The sequence below is a fragment of the Planococcus sp. 11815 genome (assembly GCF_051096385.1).
Taxonomy (GTDB): Bacteria; Bacillota; Bacilli; order Bacillales_A; family Planococcaceae; genus Planococcus; species Planococcus citreus.
Genome location: NZ_CP096991.1, coordinates 2,596,536 through 2,616,545, shown reverse-complemented (window position 1 = coordinate 2,616,545; position 20,010 = coordinate 2,596,536). Strand labels below are relative to the sequence as shown.

The following is a 20,010-nucleotide window of genomic DNA, read 5'->3' as shown; positions in this document are numbered from 1 at the left end:
TCAGACTTTTAGGGACCGTGAATCTCCCGCTTGTAAAAGTGGGAGTCTTACGGACCGTTGAAGTGTGATAAAAAGAAAACACTAGGGGGAAAACACATGAAGAAATGGCTCGTATTGTTTCTGATGGCGATGTTCGTGTTCGTTCTCGCAGCTTGTACAGCAAGCGAAGACGCGGGAGAAGACACGAGCAGCGATTCAGGCGAAGAAGGCTCCGCTGATTCGGGCGGAGAGAAAACATTGTTTATGAATAACGGCGAAGAACCGACTTCATTCGATCCATCGATCGGCTTTAACGCGGTATCATGGGGCGCTTTGAACAATTTGATGGAAGGTTTGACACGCCTGGATGAATCATCTCAGCCGGTCGAAGCGACTGCTGAATCGATCGACGTCTCTGAAGATGGATTGACGTATACATTCAATATCCGTGAAGACGCCAACTGGTCAAACGGCGAACCGGTCACAGCCGGCGACTTCGTTTTCGCTTGGCAGCATATGCTAGACCCGGAAACAGCTTCTCCGGCAGCTTTCCTTGCTTACTTCATTGAAGGCGCTGAAGCTTATAATAACGGAGAAGGCGCTGTAGAAGACGTCGCGATTTCTGCAGAAGACGACAAGACTTTCGTCGTCAAATTGACGGAACCGACAGAAGCATTCTTGAACATCATCACTAACCCAAGCTTCTTCCCGATCCACGAAGCGACAGCTACAGAAAATCCGGATTGGCATACAGAAGCGGATAGCTTTGTCGGAAACGGGCCGTTCACATTGGCTTCATGGAGCCATGACGAAGATTTCGTTTTTGAAAAGAACGAAGAATATTGGGATGCTGAAAGCGTGAACTTGGATAAAGTCCACTGGGCAATGGTCAACGACCCGAACACAGAATACCAAATGTACGAAGCGGGCGAACTGGATGTATCGAGCGTGCCAGCTGAAATGTCCGAGCAATTGCAGGATTCTCCTGAACTTGGCGTAATGGACCAAGCGGGTACGTATTTCTACCGTTACAATGTTGAAGAAGAACCATTCACGAACAAAAAAGTCCGCCAAGCATTCGCTTATGCGGTGAACCAAGATGATATCGTCCAATATGTGACGAAAAACGGTGAAAAACCGGCATACGGCTTTGTTTCTTACGGATTTGAAGGCCCGAACGGCCAGGAATTCCGCGACGAAGCAGGCGAATTGGTGAAATTTGACGCTGACAAAGCGAAGCAATTGCTTGAAGAAGGCATGGAAGAAGAAGGGTGGGATGAATTGCCGCCAGTGACGATTTCCTACTCAACAAGCGAATCACACCAAAACATTGCTGAAACATTGCAAGACCAGTTCAAGACCGCTTTGGGTGTAGACGTTGAACTTCAAAACGTCGAAGCGAGTGTCTTCTTGACAGAACAAAAAGAATTCAAATACCAATTATCACGCAGCTCATTCCTGCATGACTACGCTGACCCAGTCAACGCACTTGAAAGCTTCATCACGGATTCTTCCATGAACCGTACACAATGGTCCAACGAAGAATTCGATAAACTCATCGCTGAAGCAAAAGCAGAAACGGATTCAGAAGTTCGATGGGAAAAACTCATCGAAGCAGAAAAAATCCTGATGGACGAAATGCCGATCTTCCCAATCCATTTCTATAACCAAGTCCAGCTGCAAAAAGAAGGCGTCGAAGGCATCCTCCGCCATCCGGTAGGGTATATCGACCTTAAAACAGCGGATAAAAACTAAAAGCGACTGCCCCCGTTCAGCTCCGACAGGCGTAAGACAGACCAGTAATGCGGCGCTCTTTGCCGCAATGCTGGGTTGACTTACGACCCGAGGAGTTGGGGGCAAGGAGCTGGATATAACTAAAAGCGATCACGCCTGCTAAGCTCCGACAGGCATAAGACGATTCCACGAAGCGGCGCTTTTTGCCGCACAGTGGAAGTGGCTTATGACCCGAGGAGTTGGGCGTGAGATCTGGATAAAACTAAAAGCGATCACGCCCGTTCACCGGAAATGATCATCTGAAAAAACAGAAGCGCGGCCAGGCGCCGCGCTTTTCTGTTTTTCACTGAGGAAAACTGGTAGTTTTATGAGTGAAGAACAGAAAACAAGAGGAGTGAGCAATATGCGCACAATGCCAAAACGATTGCAAAAAGGGGATACGGTGGGCATCATCTCGCCATCAAGCCCGCCAAACTTAGAGAATTTGAAAAAGGCTTTGCCTTTCTTAGAAGAATTGGGATTAAAAGTGAAGATGGGGAAATCAGTCGAAGCGAAAAACGGCTATCTTGCAGGAACAGATGACGAACGGTTGGCGGATTTGCATGCCATGTTCGAAGACCCGGAAGTGAAAGGCATCATTTGCGCAGGTGGAGGATACGGCGCTGCCCGTTATGCGGACCGGATCGACTACGCGATGATCAAAGAAAACCCAAAGATTTTCTGGGGCTACTCAGATGTGACATTTTTACATAATGCGATCGGCATGTATGCAGAGTTGGTAACGTTCCACGGGCCGATGCTGGCGTCGGATGTCGGAAAACCGGAATTCCATGAACGCAGCGGCCGCATGTTCGGACAGATGTTCCAGCCATTCGAATTGCATTACGACGAAACCATCTCCGAGCTTGAAACTTTAGCAAGCGGCATGGCAGACGGCGAACTAGTAGGCGGCAACCTATCATTGATTCGCGGGACGCTTGGGACAAAGTTTGAAATCGACACGAAAGACAAGATCTTGCTGATTGAAGATACGGGAGAAGAACCGTATCAAGTGGATGAAATGCTCAATCAGCTGAAGCAAGCCCGCAAATTCGAGCAAGTGGCCGGCATTGTCATCGGCGATTTCAAAAATGCTGAACCGAAAAAGCCGGAACAATCGTGGACGCTCGCGCAAGTGCTGGATGATTATTTCAAAGAGCTGGACGTGCCGGTCGTCAAAGGCTTTAAGATCGGCCATTGCGAACCGCATTTCTCTGTGCCACTCGGCGTAAAAGCGCGTCTTGATGCTAATGCAAAAACTTTGACCATCCTGCCGGGGGTCGAGTAATATGCCCGTTTTAGCGTCTATCGAGACTTACCGGATAGCCGTTCCTTTAAAAAAACCGTTCAAGACAGCGCTCCGGACCGTGGAAGCGGCTGAAGCGGTCATCGTTCATTTGACGACGCAAGACGGCCGCTCCGGTTTCGGCGAAGCGCCGCCGACCCATGTTATTACGGGTGAAACTTTGGACAGCATCGAACGCGCTGTCCACTTGATTGGCGCGGGGTTAATCGGGATGGACGTGAGGCGCCGGGAACAGCTTTTCGAGAAGCTTCACAAGACGCTCGTCGGCAACACCAGTGCCAAAGCGGCGGTGGATATGGCGCTTTATGATTTAATCGCTCAGCAAGCCGGCATGCCCTTGACACAGTTTCTCGGCGGCTACCGTGAATCGATCGAGACCGATTACACGGTTTCGGTCAATGCTCCTGAAGAAATGGCGCAAGATGCGGCCGATTATGAGCAGCAAGGATTTACGGTCTTGAAAGTGAAAGTTGGTATCGATACCCCTGAACAGGACCTGAAGCGAATCCAGGCCATCCGGGAGCGTGTCGGGAATACAGTCACACTACGTTTAGACGCCAACCAAGGCTGGGATCCAAAATCGGCGGTGCGCATCATCAATCAGATGGAAGGCGCCGGATTCAATATCGAATTGATCGAGCAGCCGGTTCCGGCACATGACATCGAAGGAATGAAATTCGTTACGGACAATACATTGACACCGATCATGGCGGACGAGAGCGTCTTTTCACCGGTGGACGCGAAACGCGTGTTGGAATTGCGCGCAGCAGACTTGATAAATATCAAATTGATGAAAGCGGGCGGCATCCACCGTGCAATGAAAATCAATGCACTGGCAGAGAGTTTCGGCGTGCCGTGCATGACCGGCAGTATGATCGAAACGAAACTCGGCCTGTCCGCGGCTGCCCATTTTGCGGCGAGCCAGCCGAATGTGACACGTTTCGATTTTGATGCGCCGCTCATGCTGAAAGAGGATGTATTGCCAGGCGGCATCCACTACAGCGGCAAGACTATCCACTTTTCAGATGGGCCGGGGCTTGGCATCGATCGGGAGCGGTTCCTGGAAACTTTACGTGAACGGAGAGGATAACATGGCACAGACACAATCGACGACTTGGGTTTGCCGCGTTCCGGTGACAAGCGTCTGGACCCATCCCGATAAAGTGAGGGACGTGGATGCCCACGGCGTCGCAGACATGCCGGACATCAATAAATGGCGTGAAGCGATGAACCAAAAGGAAACGAAGGACCTCACATTAAGCAATCGCCTTCAAACGCAGCTGCTTTACGGGGAGCCTGTTTTAATAGAAGAAATCGACGGCACGTGGGCGAAAATCATTACCCTGTGGCAGCCGTCCCATAAAGACGAACGTGGCTATCCAGGGTGGGTGCCACTAGCGCATCTAAAAGAAATCGACTCAGTTGCAGATCGAAGCTACGCGCGTGTATCCGCCGATAAAGCGCAATTATGGACGCTAGACCGCCGCCCGATTGCACAGCTTCCATTCAATAGCTTGCTGCCGGTCAAAGATGCGAACGAAATGCGTGTCCATGTCCATACGCCGGATGGCGATGCATATATCGAAGCTAAGCACGTCCAGCTCGTCCCGGCGCCTGAACAGATTCCGCTCGGAAATGGCCAATCGATCGTAGATGAGGCAGAACGATTCTTGGGATTGCAGTATTTCTGGGGCGGCATGTCGAGCCTCGGCTATGACTGTTCCGGATTCTCCCATCATATGCTGAAAGCGAACGGCTATTACATATCACGTGATGCAGGAGACCAGTCTGTGGAAGGCGTGGAAATCGACCGTCTTGATTCTGCTGCTTGGCAAACAGGCGATCTCTTGTTCTTCGCTTACGATGAAGGGGTGGGGAAACTTCACCATGTCGGCATTTATTACGGAGATGGCATGATGATCCATTCGCCGACATCCGGCAAAGCCATTGAAATCACCCGTCTCGAAGGCACGGTCTATGACAAGGAATTATGTGCTGTCCGCAGATTTACACAGGAGGAAACAACATGACGAACGAAACTTTATTGTCTGTACAGGAACTCAAACGCCATTTCGATCTCGGCAAAGACACGACGTTAAAAGCGGTCGATGGCATTTCATTTGATATCAAGCGCGGCGAAACCTTTGGACTCGTAGGAGAGTCAGGCTGCGGCAAATCAACAGCCGGCCGGACCATCATGGGTTTATACAGCTCGACCGACGGCAAAGTCGAATACGACGGCGTCGATATCCATAAAATGTCCGAAAAAGACCGCTTTGATTATTTGCGCAATATGCAGATGATTTTCCAAGACCCGTACGCGTCGCTCAACCCGCGTTCGACTGTTTTCGAAATTATCGCCGAACCGATGCAAGTCCACGGGCTTTATAAGAATAAAAAAGAATTGCAGGCTCGCGTCCATCAATTGCTGGAAGATGTCGGATTGAACCGCGACCATGCCAACCGCTATCCGCACGAATTCTCTGGCGGTCAAAGACAGCGCATCGGCATCGCGCGGGCTTTGTCACTCGACCCGGATTTCATCATTGCGGATGAACCGATCTCGGCACTCGATGTGTCGGTCCAAGCGCAAGTCGTCATGCTCCTGCAAAAGCTGCAGAAGGAAAAAGGGCTGACGTATTTGTTCATCGCGCATGACTTGAGCATGGTCAAATATATATCAGACCGCATCGGCGTCATGTATCTCGGACATATGGTCGAACTGACGACGGCTGACCAGCTGTACGATAAGCCGCTTCATCCTTACACGGAAGCCTTGCTGTCCGCGATTCCGATCCCGGACCCGGACATCGAAGAAGCCCGTGAACGTGTCATTTTGGAAGGGGAACTGCCAAGTCCGATCGATCCACCGAGCGGCTGTGTATTCCGGACACGATGCCCACATGCGATGAGCATCTGTGCGGAGAAAAAGCCGGCGTGGCAGGAAAAAGAGCCCGGCCATTACGTCGCTTGTCATTTGTATGAGTAAGTGAAACACGTGAAATAACCATAAATTTATGCTATAATAGATAGATAATGTTTTCATTATAGAGAGGCGTGGATAACTATGGCATTTCAACCCCATGAAAAAGAAGTATCTGAATTTGTAGCGGCCCGCAAAATTGGCGAATGGATTTCATTCACCCGCAATGGCGTCGACGTTAACGGAACCATCTTCAAAATTATGGACAACTCGGTGATCGTCGAGATCTCACCAGAAGACGCCAAGGAAATCGGCGCTGCTTCCAACATGACCGTAATTTCACATAAGAAATACAAGATTGTCGCAGATCAATAAACGAAACCTCCGCAGCCGCGGAGGTTTTTTCATTTTGTGAAATTAAGTGAAGTTAGCGAGTGTTTGTATGTGGAAATATTAGTGAGAGTTTAGGTGTGTAATCATTTCGATGTTCTAATTATTTTTCACATCAATAATCGCCGCCGTGCTTTGGGTTGGCCTCTTGCCACAAGCCAAGAAGAGCACTTGTCTTACGGCATCGGCTCACCCTTGGCGCTGGGCGGCTGGGAGATTTCGTTGATTCTGGTGAGTTTCGTTAGATTTGCTTCTATAGTTAGTTGCCGTCTAGTGGGGGAATCGCTTCTCGAGTCTAGTGTGCAATGAGATAGAGAGGGTTTGCTTGTGAAATTGTTCCGATATTCTATTAAAGTGTCATCTGAGTAGTCGCCGCCTTGCTTTGGGTTGGCCTTTGGCAATAAGCCAGGAAGACCACCTGTCTTATTGCGTCGGCTCACCCTTGGCGCTCGGCGGCTGATAGATTTCGTTGATCAAAGTGTGTTTAGATAAAATTGCTTCTTTAGACACTTGCCGGCTAGTTGGGGAATCGCTTCCCGAGATGCGGCATCTGACACACAAGTATTTGAACTGAAAATCACACTATCTTTGATCCAAATAATATAAGCTAAAAGCATAATGTATTTCCACACTTTACTTTGTATGAACTGAAGAAACGATCTTCCGCTTTAAAACTAGAGACGGAGTGGAAGGGGGCTGACGCCTGTGGGACCGCGCGGGCTGGCGAGACAAACGTGCCACGCTCTTCGGCACGTTGGCTCAACACCCGCCCCACGGCAAGCAGCCCCCTGCAACGAAGTCGAAAAGCGGAAGCTTTTCCAATCACTTCTTTTTCATTACTTCACACTCTCCCGATTTGAAATTCACCACAATCCTATGCCATTCGTCTCAAAGCCACCAAATATTGAAAATTGTGGCAGGGAATTCGTTTCAAAGCGTATGTTTTTTTGGTAAAGTAAAACTAAGCAGAACGCCATTTGCCTGAAAGGACTTAGACGCATGATATCTGATTTTAAATTTTGGCATTTCTTCCTGAACCAAGGCCAACTCATACATAATTTGCGACACACCGAAATGAGGCAAATCAATAAGCGCCTGGCCGTTATTCTTGTGCTTGGCTTGATCGTATTCGCCTTGCCTGAAATCTGGGGCATGAACACCGGATCGTTGACGCCGCTGCTTGCGGCAGGTATGTTCGACGGCTATACACTCGCGCGTTGGACCTCGCTTGTCGGCACCTTGCTGTGGGGCGGCTTGTATTTGAGCTTCCATTTGTACATAGCCGCGTATCTGTACGGCCGGATCATCGGCATCCCGTGGAAGGCGATGATCGTCATGCAAGCTTACGTTACGGCATTGTTGGTGCTGGAAAAAGGCTTGATTTTCGGTATATTCGCCTGGAATGGCTACACGATGGCCTTTTCACCGTTTTCATTCGGGCCGATCGCCGCGACGTTCCTGGAGAACAGCTACCTGATTTATTTCTTTAATCAATTGACCTTGTTTACGTCATTGATTATCGCGATTCAATACCGTTTCATCAAAAGTTTTTCGCGTGTATCACCGAAGTTCATTTTGCTTTCACTAATCATCATCCATCTACTTTCGGCATTGTTCGTCGCGTTGTTCAGCCAGATTCCAGTCGACGAAATGCTGCGTGACTTTATGCAAGGGGGGCCGATCCTATGAACCGCTTTTTCTTTATCGGCTTATCCATTGCCATCGTCGCTTTTTTGACCTCGAACTTCCTGTTGCTGTTCGGTGAAAAGAGCATCATTTCAAAAGAACTGTATGTCAGCGAATATGAACAGGCGTATACCCATACATATACTGAAACGTTGCCGAAAGAAGCCTTGACGGCGCCGCAGGATACGATGGAAATCTATGTCCAGGACCATGAAGCGCTTGAGCAATGGCTCGTCAAAGAAGGCGATGCTGTAACGGCAGGTGCTGAACTGGCACGTTTGAATGAAAGCGAATCGGAAGACCAGCGCGCCATTTGGCAATCGGAACAAAGTGCGCTTCAAGCAGAACGCAGTGAAGTCCAGTCCACGTTGCAGGAATTGACACAGGCGCGCGCATCGCAAGACAGCAGCGTATCCGAAAACTCCAATAACAGCTCCAGCTATCCTGGCCTAGGTGAAGACATGGAGCAGGAACTGCGCATGGATGTCAACGTCTCGGTCGGCGTTGAAGTGCCTGAAGACGGCTCATATGCTTCAGGCATCGCGCAAGCCCAGCAACGTCTGGCAGCCATTGATTCTGAACTTGCGGTCGTGGAAGCGCAGCTCGCGCAAAGCCAGGGAAATCCGGCGCTCATCAGCCCGGTCGAAGGGACGGTCGCGAGCATTAACCGTGACACCGAACCGCTCAGCATCGAGATCTACAATAATGAACGGGAATTCGTCACATATCTACTGGAAGATGAATGGCACGAAGTGGAACAAGCTGACCGCGTATTCATCCAGGCGCCAGGGATTGAAGGCGCGATTCCTGGAACGGTCCGCAGCGTTTCTGAAATCCCGGCTGAAGAATCCAAGTGGTTCGAAGCATATAGGAAGCTTGGCCGTATCGAACAAAACAATCCGATCGCCTTTTATGAAGTGCGCATCGCTCCTGAAACACCTCTGCAGGACACGATGCCTTATGGCAGCAACGTCAACGCAGAAATCACCTTGGATGAAGCACAAGATGCGATTGCCTTGCGCGACGGCTGGGTTTACGACGACCACAACACGTCGGGCACTGCTTATACCTTGAACATTGACGGCCGCCCGAATGCCGTTCCTGTCGAGATCGCCTTCACCCAACAAGGCCGTGTCGTTCTTGCGAGCGGCATGGAAGCAGGGGACATCACCATCAATGAAGAACAGCTCCACGATTATCCGGGACGGCCGAAGCTCTTCATGCCGTTCCCAATCCGCACGCCGGACTTTAATTATGCGAAGAATACAGAATGGCGCGCCTATATTGAATATTTATTGGCACGCTAAGCAAAACCTCCGGGGATTTCCGGAGGTTTTTTTGATGGCAATGAAAGCGGGAAAGCGCGAACATTTACTGTGTAAATAAGCGCAGCGAAAACGCCGGCGAAACTTGCGCTTAATTTACAGCCGCCATTGGTGTACGATAGAAACAATACATTACAGCCATTGATCGGAGTGGGATATCCATGAAAGAAACAGATTGGCGCTTCCGCGTCGCGCACCGGGAAGCCTGGATCGGCCTCGGCCTTGCGCTCTTCAACTTCATCTGGTGGTTCGCTTTCGCCTACGGGCTCGGCAATCGCCCAGTCGAAGAATACACGTACATATTTGGCTTGCCGGATTGGTTTTTCTACAGTTGCATCGTCGGCTTTTTGGTCATGGTCGTGCTCGTCACGGTCGTCGTCAAGTTTTTCTTCGTCGATGTTCCATTTGACGAAGAACAGGAGGAAGGCCGATGAACTATTCAGTCCTCATTCCCATGATTGTCTTTTTAATCATCATCTTTTTCATCGGCTATTGGTCGAGCAAGAAGCTCGCCGGCTCCTCGAACTTCATCAGTGATTATTTCCTCGGGGGCCGCGAGCTTGGCGGTTTTGTCCTGGCGATGACCATGGTCGCGACATATGGCAGCGCCTCGAGTTTCCTCGGCGGGCCCGGGACAGCCTATACGATGGGCTTCGGCTGGGTGTTGCTCGCGATGACGCAAGTAGTCACCGGTTATTTCGTCTTGATGATTCTTGGAAAAAAATATGCCATCATGGCGCGCCGCTATAACGCGGTGACGATGATCGATTTTCTCAAAGCCCGTTACAATAGCACAGCCGTTGTTTTATTATCGGCGCTTAGCATCATCATCTTCCTGTTTTCCGCGATGGCGGCACAGTGGATCGGCGGCGCGCGGCTCATCGAGTCGTTAACGGGTCTCAGCTATCAATCGGCATTGTTCTTGTTTGCCATCAGCGTTCTCGTTTACGTAACAATCGGCGGCTTTCGGGCTGTCGCCTTGACCGACGCGGTGCAAGGGGCGGTCATGCTCATCGGCACGCTGATCCTGTTGATCGCCGTCATCATTTCAGGTGGCGGGATCTCGAACATCATGCAGGATTTAATTAATGAAAACCCGAATTTGGTCACGCCGTACGGGGCGGAAGGCAATCTAAGCGCCGCGTACGTGTCCTCGTTCTGGATTCTCGTCGGTGTCGGTGTCGTTGGCTTGCCGCAAATCGCAGTGCGTGCGATGTCCTATAAAAATGCGCGATCGATGCACCGCGCGCTCATCATCGGCACGATCGTCACCGGCTTCATTATGCTCAATATGCATTTGATTGGCGTATTCGCCCGCCCGATTCTTCCAGGCATTGAAGTCGGTGACAAGGTCATTCCGCTTATCGCGCTGGAAACCTTGCCGCCGTGGGTTGCGGGCATCGTCCTGGCAGCTCCGATGGCGGCAATCATGTCGACGGTCGATTCACTGCTGTTGCTCGTCAGCTCGTCGATTGTCAAAGACGTCTATTTGAATTACGTTAAACCGGATGCAAGCCTGAAAACCATCAAACGCATGTCGTTCGGGGTCACGGGGATTCTCGGCGTGATTGTCTTCTTGCTGGCTCTCGACCCGCCTGATTTGCTGATTTTCTTGAATTTATTCGCGTTCGGCGGTCTGGAAGCGGCGTTCATATGGCCGATTGTTCTCGGGCTTTACTGGAAATGGGGCAATAAATACGGGGCGATTGCAAGCATGGGGACAGGGATTGCGAGCTATATCGCACTTCATTTCTACAACATCGCAAACGGCAATTTGTTCGGCGTCCATACCGTCACCTTGCCGGTCGTTCTGTCACTCATCGCCTTTATCGCCTTCAGTTTGCTGATCAAGCGTCAGGCATATGATTACAATGCCATTCTATACAGAAACGAAAAACAAGCGTAAAATAAAGGGCTATATCTGGAATAAGAGAAAGAAGGGCTGCACTTTTGACTCCATGGAAAGTTTACGGCATCTTAACATCGGTGATGGTCGTGTGGGGATTCAACCTCGCAGCGGTCAAGTATTTATTGGAATTTGTCGATCCGGTCACGCTGACGGCGTTTCGGATCTTGCTGGCAGGCGTGACCGTGCTGATCATTTTGGCATCGCTCGGCATGATGCGCTGGCCAAAGCGCAGCGATTGGAAATACATATTGCTAGGAGCTTTGCTCAACGTAGTGGCGCACCATTATTTCCTGTCTCAAGGTTTGGCGATTACTTCCGGAACGAACGCTGGGTTGATTCTCGGGACCGGGCCGATGCTGACGGCGGTTCTCGTATCGCTGATCATGCGTAATGTGCCGTCCCGGCTGCAATGGCTCGGGGTGTTCATCGGTTTTGCCGGCGTCGCCACGACAGTAATGGTCGGGAGCGACTCGGCATCGGGCTTGAGTCTAGGCGATATATTGGTCTTCATCTCCATTTTGGCACAGGTCTTCAGTTATATTGTCATAGCAAATGCCGCGCGTTCGCTGGATCCACGTCTGTTGACGGGATACATGCTCGTGACGGGGGCGATCGTGTTGTTCATCATCGCGCTTATCCAGGAGCCGGGAGAAATCGCGGCATTCGGGGAGGTTCCATCGTCGTTCTGGTTGGCGTTCTTCTTTTCTGGGATGCTCGGGACGGCGGTCGGACATATGCTTTATAATTACTCGATCGGCCAGGCAGGACCAACGAAAGCGGCAATTTTCATGAACCTGAATACGCTGTTCTCGCTCGTGGCAGCAAGCCTCATTCTCGGTGAAACGATTACGCCGGGCCATTTGATCGGCCTCGTGCTCATTGTGATCGGCGTGATATTCGGCTCAGGGGCAGCGGAGGATCTGCTTCGGAAACGCAGGAAACGGCTCCCCGTATGAGCCGTTTTTTTCTATAGTGGAATAGCGAAAGGAGAATAATGGATGGCAGGTTTATGGGGAACACCCGAACAATTACGCCAGCTGACGGAACAATTGGTGGGCTGGGAATCACAAGGATTGACAGAAGGGGAAGTGAAATTCCCGGAACGATTAAAAGCCAAATTAATGGAGATGGAATATTTCCGCAACCACCCGGAACTCGTTTCCTTGGGTGAAGTCAATTGGGAACGCCGGTATTTGACCGCGTTATATAAGCACGAAAAAGCCACTCGGACCGTCGTGCTGCTCAGCCATTTCGATACGGTTGCCGTGCACGAATATGGGGATTTGGCGCCGCTCGCCTATCAGCCGGCAGAACTGGAGAAAGCATTCCAAAAAATCAAAAGCGAATTCAAGCCGGAGATGCAGGACGATCTCGCCTCCGGTGATTATTTATTCGGCCGCGGCATCATGGATATGAAGTCGGGGCTGGCGATCCATATGGCATTGATCGAACGGGCAAGCCTCGAAAATTGGCCGGTCAATATTGTGCTCATGTCGGTGCCGGATGAGGAAGTCAACTCGGCAGGCATGCGTTACGGCGTGTCAAAGCTGCTCGATCTCGAACGCCAACATGGCTTGGAATATGTATTGTTTTTGAACGGCGAGCCGGTGTTCGCGAAATCGCCCGGCGATGAATCCCAATACATTTATACCGGGTCGATTGGAAAAATCATGCCCAGCGCATTATTCTACGGAAAAGAAACACATGCAGGCGAGCCGCTTGCCGGCATGACTTCAAGCTATCTGTCGACGTATTTGACGCGGAAAATGGAATGGAATCCAGCATTTTCCGAGACCGTACACGGGGAAGAGACGCCGCTTCCGGTAACCCTGACGCAAGGGGATATGAAAGCTGAGTATTCGGTTCAGACGCCTTACCGGACAAAAGCGCTCTACAACGTCTTCACCATGGATAGAAATGCGGAAGACATTATGGATATTTTTGAGGGCTTGGCCAAGGAATCTGCTGCGGAATGCATGGAAGATTATCGTGCATTGTGCGAAAAAGTCGGCATGGTACCGCGGTTCGATGATATCCGCGTCCTCCGTTACGAAGAATTGGTGGACTACGCTGAAGAGAAATTCGGGATTGATTACATCAATCAATTGATTCATGACACGTTGATGGACCCTGAACGCGACGTCCGAGATAAGTCATTCCATATCGCGGACATCTTGCTGCTCAATTGCCAGGAATTGACGCCAGGCATTGTCTTGTTATTTGCGCCGCCTTATTATCCAGCGGTCAATTCAAGCGAAGACCCGTTTATCGAGGAATGTGTGGCACATGTTACACGCGATGCACTCGAACGCTTTGATTTGGAGCTTGAGCAAGTGCATTTCTTCAATGGCATTTCAGACCTCAGCTACGTCAATTACCAGGACACGTCAAGCGGATGGGTCAGCTATGAGAACAACACGCCGGTTTACGGCGATCCATACAGCATCCCGTTCCAGGCAATGCAGCAGCTCAAAGCGCCGGTCCTGAACATCGGGCCTTTCGGCAAGGACCCGCATAAACGAACCGAACGGCTCCATATCAAAAATGCATTCGAAGAAATACCGGAAATCATCGCAAGCTTGATTTTGCACATTGGAGAACAAGCGGATTGATATCGTAGAATGAAACAGCTTTTCACAATCCGGTTTGTTTTGAATTGAGAAGACAGGTACAATTCAAAAAGATGAAAAATTTAAAGGAGCGGATCTTTTATGGAGTTCAAGCAGCAGACCGAAACGTATTTTGATCATTTCCATGCGCATCCTGAAGTCAGCTTCAAAGAAGTCGAAACGACGAAGAAACTCGCGCAGATCATGGAAGAGCTAGGGGTAGAATACCGGACATTCGATGATGTCACCGGCTTGTTCGCGGAAATCGGCGAAGGCGAGGAAGTGATTGCAGTCCGTGCGGATATCGATGCCTTATGGCAGGAAGTGAATGGCAAAGTGCAAGCCAACCATTCCTGCGGCCATGACGCCAATATGTCGATGGTGCTCGGAGCGCTTTTGCGTTTGAAAGATGAATCCTTGAACAAGCGCATCCGCTTTATTTTTCAGCCGGCTGAAGAGCAGGGCAACGGTTCGCTTGCGATGATTGAGCGCGGCGCTTTAGAAGGGGTGACGCATCTATTCGGCGTCCATTTGCGCCCACAAGAAGAGCTGCCGTTCGGCAAAGTGACGCCAGCTCTTCATCACGGGTCCGGGATTTTCCTGAAAGGCAAGATCACCGGCGAAGATGCACACGGTGCGCGGCCGCATCAAGGTAAAAATGCCATCGACGTTATCGCGGCGATTCATCAATTCGTGAAAACGATCTATTTCTCGCCGTTCGAATCTTATTCAGCCAAGCTGACGAATATTCAGACCGGCGGGGAAAGCTTGAACATCATTCCGGGAAGTGCGACGTTCGCACTCGATGTGCGTTCGCAGTCGAATGCTTTGATGGACACAATGAAAGTTCGCCTCGAAGAAGGCTTGCGGGCGATCGCCGCGCTTCATGGCGTCGAAATCGATTTGAAATGGGACGACTACACGCCCGCTGCCGAAGTGTCGGACGAGGCGATGGAGATTGCTGCACAAGCGATTCGCAATGTGCTCGGAGACGAGGCGTTTGCTGAAGCGATCCAGACAACGGGGGCGGACGATTTCCATTTCTACACGATTAAACAGCCCGGGTTGAAAGCGGCGATGGTCGGAATCGGTGCTGATTTAACGCCCGGACTGCATCATCCGGATATGAAATTTAACCGGGAAGCTCTTGATGTCGGCGCACGCGTTTTAGCGGAAACTTTGCGCCTTGCTTAAAGCATGCCTGTGACGTGCCGGGAATAGTTTCCCGGCAGGTCATTTAGGGTATGGAACAAATGCTGATACTAAAGAAATTTAAAGGGGTCATCGAGATGGATGCAATATTGAACGGGTTGACGTGGATCGTCGACGAAGGCAATAACTTATTATGGACATACATATTGATTGGGCTTTTGCTCGGTCTTGGTTTATATTTCACTATCCGCACACGCTTCGTGCAAGTGCGCTTGTTTGGGGAAATGTTCCGCGTCATTACTGAAAAGAAAGACGGAACGGGCGGGATTTCCGCATTCCAGGCATTCACGATTTCGACCGCATCCCGCGTCGGAACCGGCAATATCACAGGCGTCGCTTTGGCCATTGCCATTGGCGGCCCGGGTGCTGTTTTTTGGATGTGGGTCGTAGCTTTGATCGGCATGGCGACAGCCTTCATCGAAAGTACGCTTGCTCAAGTCTACAAGATCAAAGACGGTGAGCAATTCCGCGGAGGCCCTGCGTATTATATGGAAAAAGCACTTGGCACGCGCAAGTTGGGCATCGTATTTGCCATTCTCTTGACGCTCGCATTCGGCTTTATTTTTAACTCGGTGCAATCGAATACGATTGCCCAATCGGTCAGCGATGTATTGGACATCCCGAACTGGGTCGTCGGCGCAAGCTTAGTCGTTTTGTCCGCCATCGTCATTTTCGGCGGAGTACGCCGGATCGCGCATGTCACGCAAATTGTCGTACCTGTCATGGCAGTTGCTTATTTGGTTGTCGTCGCTTACATATCCATACTTAATTTTACGGAAATTCCGGCGGTCTTCACCTTAATCATCCAAAATGCGTTTGGTCTTGAAGAAGTGGTCGGCGGCGGTATCGGTGCTGCGATCATGCAGGGGATACGCCGAGGTTTGTTCTCGAACGAAGCCGGTATGGGTTCGGTCCCGAATGCTGCTGCTTCCGCCAACGTATCGCATCCCGCAAAACAAGGGCTCGTCCAAAGCCTTGGGGTGTTCTTCGATACAATCATCATTTGTTCGGCGACGGCGTTCGTCATCATTCTCGCGGATCTGTACCGCACAAGCGAACAGGAAGGCATTTTGTTGACCCAAAGTTCACTTGAAATGCACGTTGGAGCGTGGGCGCCGTATTTCTTGGCGATTGCTATCACGTTCTTCGCTTTCAGCTCAATCGTCGGGAACTATTATTACGGCGAGACGAATATCGAATTCATCAATGCCCATAGCTTGTGGTTGACCGCTTACCGCTTCGGTGTACTTGCGATGGTCATGTTCGGGTCGATCGCACAAGTCCAGCTTGTCTGGAACATGGCCGACCTGTTCATGGGCATGATGGCCGTCATCAACTTGGTCGTCATCGCACTGCTCGGCAAGATCGCGTTCCGCGTCCTCGACGATTATATGGGGCAAAGAAAAGCCGGCAAGAATCCGGTGTTCTATGCGAAAAATTTGCCTGGCCTGAGAAACACGGAATGCTGGGGAGAAGAAGCACATCGTCACGACGAATAACTTCTGGCCTCTTCCGCATTTGCGGGAGAGGTTTTTCTTTGGGAACCCATCGAGCCATCCTGCGTCCTGTAACGAAACCGTAATGAAAAATACACCAAAACGATTTCTGCCTAAGGCTATGCTATGGTAGAATGAACTATTGATATTAGCAAAAATTATTGATATAAGATCTCGCTTCTGGAGCGGGAGATAAAAAATTACTGGCGATTGAGGAGAATTAACGAAATGGAAAAAATCTGTGTAGTTGGATTAGGATATATCGGCTTGCCGACAGCGGTCATGTTCGCAAACCATGGTTATGATGTTCACGGCGTGGACGTCAATCAAAAAGCAGTGGACATGCTGTCTGATGGGCAAATTCACATTGAAGAACCGTTTCTTCAAGATTATTTGAACAAAGCATTGGAAAAAGGCACCTTCTCGGTTTCGACAAAACCTGCAGAAGCGGACATGTTCATCATCGCTGTGCCGTCTCCGATTGCGGAAGATAAAACTGCCAATATGGATTACATTCGCGCAGCGACAGAATCGATTGTGCCATTCCTGAAAAAAGGTGATTTGGTCGTCTTGGAATCAACCGTTCCTCCGCGCACTGTGCTGGATGTCATGATGCCGATTCTCGTGAAGAGCAATTTGGAAATCGGGACAGAACTCTTTGTTTCGCATTCCCCAGAGCGCGTCATTCCTGGAAAAGTTTTCGAAGAGCTCGTGAAAAATGACCGCATCATCGGCGGCATCAACGAGGAATCTTCAAAGCGTACACAAGTTTATTACGAATCATTCGTTAAAGGCGAGTTCATCTTGACGGATGCGACGACTGCTGAAATGGTCAAGGTCATGGAAAACACTTACCGCGACGTCAATATCGCTTTCGCCAATGAAATCGCGAAAATCTCCGACAATGTCGGTGTTGATGCATGGGAAGCGATTCGCCTTGCCAACCATCACCCGCGCGTCAATATCCACTTGCCAGGTCCCGGAGTGGGCGGGCATTGTATCGCAGTTGACCCGTGGTTCTTGGTCGAAAAAGAGAAGGATCTTTCACAGATCATCCATCTGTCACGCAATACGAATGACGGCATGCCGCAATACACGGCAGACAAAATCGACGACATCCTAAAAGATGTGGCCGATGCGAAAGTCGCTGTATTCGGTTTGGCCTTTAAAGGCAATATCGACGACATCCGCGAAAGCCCGTCGATGGAAGTACTGGAACACCTGAAAGCGAAAAACCTGCGCATTTCTTCTTTTGACCCGCATGTCAAAGAAAACAAAGCGCCGTTCCAGACGCAATCCTATGACGAAGCAGTCGAAGGCGCGGATTTGATCGTCATCTTGACCGACCATAAAGCATTCAAGGAATACAATCCGAAAAACCTTGGCGGAACGATGCGCCATAAAGCCATTTTCGACACGAAAAATGCCATTAGCCGTGAAGCTTACGAAGAGGCTGGATTCACGGTTTACCGTCTCGGCGACGGCAAAGGCAATCCGAAAAATTAAAATACACGGCCGCATTTTCAAGCTTTTGGAAATGCGGTTTTGCATGGAGGCACGAACTACATGAAAGAAGAAATTTTAGGCGTCACCGTCAATAAAGAAACCGAGCAGCAATTGCTGGATAACATCCAAAACGATATCGAAACAGGGCGCAAATCACGCATCGTTGCGATCAACCCTGAAAAAGTCATGATGGCTTCAAAAGATCCGGCACTCCGGACACTGTTGAACGAATCGACCTACCAGATTCCAGACGGAGTCGGCATTAAAATCGCTTCCCGCATGCGTGGCGGCGCGATTCGCGAACGCGTGACAGGCATCGGCATGATGGATGCGCTGCTTCAACTCGCCGATAAACACGGCCACCGCATCTTCATGTACGGGGCGAAAAAGGCGACTGTGGAACTGGCTGCACAAAACATCCAAGCGAAATACCCGAACCTTATCGTCGCCGGGACACTCGACGGCTATGAAAAAGACCCTGAGAAAATCATCCAAGCCATCAATGAAGCAAAACCGCAGATCTTATTCGTCGCGCTCGGAAGCCCGAAACAGGAATTGTTCATCCGTGAAAACATGGAGCGGTTGGACGTCAATATCTTCCAAGGCGTGGGCGGCAGTTTCGATGTCTACAGCGGCAATGTTAAACGCGCGCCGAAGCTGTTCTTGAACACGGGAACCGAATGGCTTTACCGTCTGGCGAGCCAGCCTACGCGTATCAAACGCCAAATGGCGCTCCCGCAATTTCTTATCAAAGCTGTGCGCGATAAAGGGGGAAAACGCTGATGAAAGTACTTCATGTCATCAGCGGCGGCGAAACCGGCGGATCCAAAAAGCATTTATTGCAGCTATTGACGAACTCTCCCGTAGAAGCAGAGTTGCTATTATTGACAGAAGGCGCATTTGCAGAAGATGCAAGAAAAATGGGGATTCCAGTAACGGTCGTCCAGCAAAACAGCCGTCTTGACCGGTCAGCCCCACGCAAGATTTTGATGGTCTTGAAAAAAGGCGGATTCTCAATTGTCCATTCCCACGGGGCACGTGCCAATTTTCTGATCGACTCGGTCTATAAAAAGCTGGGCATGCCGTGGTTCATCACGGTACACAGCGATCCAACGCTCGATTTTCTTCATCAGCCCAAGCCGCTCGCAAAAGTGTTCACTATCTTGAACCAGCGGGCGATGCGCCGTGCGGACCATTTGTTTGCCGTATCGCAGAAATTTAAGGATATGCTGATCCAAATGGGCGTCGAATCGAAGAAAATCACGCCGGTATTCAATGGCATCAATTTCCATGAAACCTTGCCGGAATTTGATCAAAGAGCCATTCGCGAATCCCTCGAGACTCGAGAAGATGAGTTCGTCTTTGCCATTGTGGCACGTCTTCATCCAGTCAAAGGCCATGATATTTTACTTAATGCACTCTCACGAATCGATCGACCGTGTAAACTATGGGTCATCGGCGAAGGCGACCTACGCCAGAAACTAAGTGAACAGGCAGCGGCACTCGGCATTTCAGAGCGCGTGCAATTTTTGGGGGCGCGGAAGGATGTCGACCAATTATTATATGCGGCGGATGTATCTTTATTGACTTCACATAGTGAGAGTTTTCCGCTGGTGCTGTTGGAATCTGCCGATATGGCAACGCCTGTTATCTCGACAAATGTTGGCGGCGTGCCAGCACTGATTGATCCAGGGAAAACCGGATGGATCGTTGAACCGGGGCGTGCAGATGCTCTTCAACACGTGATGGAAAAGGCGATGGATGCGGATGTGCAAGAAATGGGAAGCATGCTTCGGAGCTTTGCAAAAGAAAATTTTTCCAATGAAAATCTACAACGGGAAATCCAACGAGTTTATAGCGCTATTTTGAAGTTAAACTAGGTAATTACTCCTGTTT

The 20,010-nt window shown here is 50.1% G+C and carries 17 protein-coding genes; all 17 read left to right on the top strand.

Features of this window, described 5'->3' with window-relative positions; genetic code table 11:
• The first annotated feature begins 96 nt into the window (after nt 1–96).
• Nucleotides 97–1,734 carry a peptide ABC transporter substrate-binding protein gene (locus M1Q06_RS13155; protein ID WP_434399927.1) on the top strand — a complete coding sequence of 546 codons (1,638 nt, stop codon included), beginning with the start codon at nt 97–99 and terminating at the stop codon, nt 1,732–1,734.
• A gap of 382 nt (nt 1,735–2,116) precedes the next feature.
• Nucleotides 2,117–3,040: a S66 peptidase family protein gene (locus tag M1Q06_RS13150; RefSeq protein WP_434399926.1), complete on the top strand. Its 924-nt coding sequence runs from the start codon at nt 2,117–2,119 to the stop codon at nt 3,038–3,040.
• A 1-nt stretch (nt 3,041) separates the two neighbouring features.
• Nucleotides 3,042–4,148: a mandelate racemase/muconate lactonizing enzyme family protein gene (locus tag M1Q06_RS13145; protein ID WP_434399925.1), complete on the top strand. Its 1,107-nt coding sequence runs from the start codon at nt 3,042–3,044 to the stop codon at nt 4,146–4,148.
• A gap of 1 nt (nt 4,149) precedes the next feature.
• The gene (locus M1Q06_RS13140) at nt 4,150–5,088 is read left to right on the top strand and encodes an NlpC/P60 family protein (protein WP_434399924.1); all 939 of its coding nucleotides are present in this window, start codon (nt 4,150–4,152) and stop codon (nt 5,086–5,088) included.
• Entirely contained in the window at nt 5,085–6,047 is a 963-nt protein-coding gene (locus M1Q06_RS13135; protein WP_274625491.1) for an ABC transporter ATP-binding protein, read from the top strand. The genes M1Q06_RS13140 and M1Q06_RS13135 overlap by 4 nt, the downstream gene beginning before the upstream one ends.
• Before the next feature lie 78 nt (nt 6,048–6,125).
• Nucleotides 6,126–6,356: a DUF2187 family protein gene (locus M1Q06_RS13130; RefSeq protein WP_058382988.1), complete on the top strand. Its 231-nt coding sequence runs from the start codon at nt 6,126–6,128 to the stop codon at nt 6,354–6,356.
• Between the two features lie 1,014 nt (nt 6,357–7,370).
• Nucleotides 7,371–8,060 carry a hypothetical protein gene (locus tag M1Q06_RS13125; protein ID WP_434399923.1) on the top strand — a complete coding sequence of 230 codons (690 nt, stop codon included), beginning with the start codon at nt 7,371–7,373 and terminating at the stop codon, nt 8,058–8,060.
• Nucleotides 8,057–9,364: an efflux RND transporter periplasmic adaptor subunit gene (locus M1Q06_RS13120; protein WP_434399922.1), complete on the top strand. Its 1,308-nt coding sequence runs from the start codon at nt 8,057–8,059 to the stop codon at nt 9,362–9,364. Before M1Q06_RS13125 ends, M1Q06_RS13120 begins: the two co-directional genes overlap by 4 nt.
• A 179-nt stretch (nt 9,365–9,543) precedes the next feature.
• Nucleotides 9,544–9,816 carry a YhdT family protein gene (locus M1Q06_RS13115; protein WP_121298299.1) on the top strand — a complete coding sequence of 91 codons (273 nt, stop codon included), beginning with the start codon at nt 9,544–9,546 and terminating at the stop codon, nt 9,814–9,816.
• Nucleotides 9,813–11,288: a sodium/pantothenate symporter gene (gene panF, locus M1Q06_RS13110; protein WP_434399921.1), complete on the top strand. Its 1,476-nt coding sequence runs from the start codon at nt 9,813–9,815 to the stop codon at nt 11,286–11,288. The genes M1Q06_RS13115 and panF overlap by 4 nt, the downstream gene beginning before the upstream one ends.
• Before the next feature lie 44 nt (nt 11,289–11,332).
• The gene (locus tag M1Q06_RS13105; RefSeq protein WP_434399920.1) at nt 11,333–12,247 is read left to right on the top strand and encodes a DMT family transporter; all 915 of its coding nucleotides are present in this window, start codon (nt 11,333–11,335) and stop codon (nt 12,245–12,247) included.
• A gap of 42 nt (nt 12,248–12,289) precedes the next feature.
• Nucleotides 12,290–13,903, top strand: coding sequence for a M20/M25/M40 family metallo-hydrolase (locus tag M1Q06_RS13100; protein WP_434399919.1), 1,614 nt, complete (start codon nt 12,290–12,292; stop codon nt 13,901–13,903).
• A gap of 99 nt (nt 13,904–14,002) precedes the next feature.
• The gene (locus tag M1Q06_RS13095; protein WP_434399918.1) at nt 14,003–15,094 is read left to right on the top strand and encodes an amidohydrolase; all 1,092 of its coding nucleotides are present in this window, start codon (nt 14,003–14,005) and stop codon (nt 15,092–15,094) included.
• A 95-nt stretch (nt 15,095–15,189) separates the two neighbouring features.
• Nucleotides 15,190–16,611 carry an alanine/glycine:cation symporter family protein gene (locus tag M1Q06_RS13090; RefSeq protein WP_434399917.1) on the top strand — a complete coding sequence of 474 codons (1,422 nt, stop codon included), beginning with the start codon at nt 15,190–15,192 and terminating at the stop codon, nt 16,609–16,611.
• A gap of 225 nt (nt 16,612–16,836) precedes the next feature.
• Nucleotides 16,837–18,114: a nucleotide sugar dehydrogenase gene (locus M1Q06_RS13085; protein ID WP_274625330.1), complete on the top strand. Its 1,278-nt coding sequence runs from the start codon at nt 16,837–16,839 to the stop codon at nt 18,112–18,114.
• Nucleotides 18,115–18,174: 60 nt separating this feature from the next.
• A complete protein-coding gene (locus M1Q06_RS13080) occupies nt 18,175–18,897 on the top strand; it encodes a WecB/TagA/CpsF family glycosyltransferase (protein WP_434399916.1) in 723 nt (240 codons plus the stop codon).
• Nucleotides 18,897–19,994, top strand: coding sequence for a glycosyltransferase (locus M1Q06_RS13075; protein ID WP_121298285.1), 1,098 nt, complete (start codon nt 18,897–18,899; stop codon nt 19,992–19,994). Before M1Q06_RS13080 ends, M1Q06_RS13075 begins: the two co-directional genes overlap by 1 nt.
• The last annotated feature ends 16 nt before the right edge of the window (nt 19,995–20,010 follow it).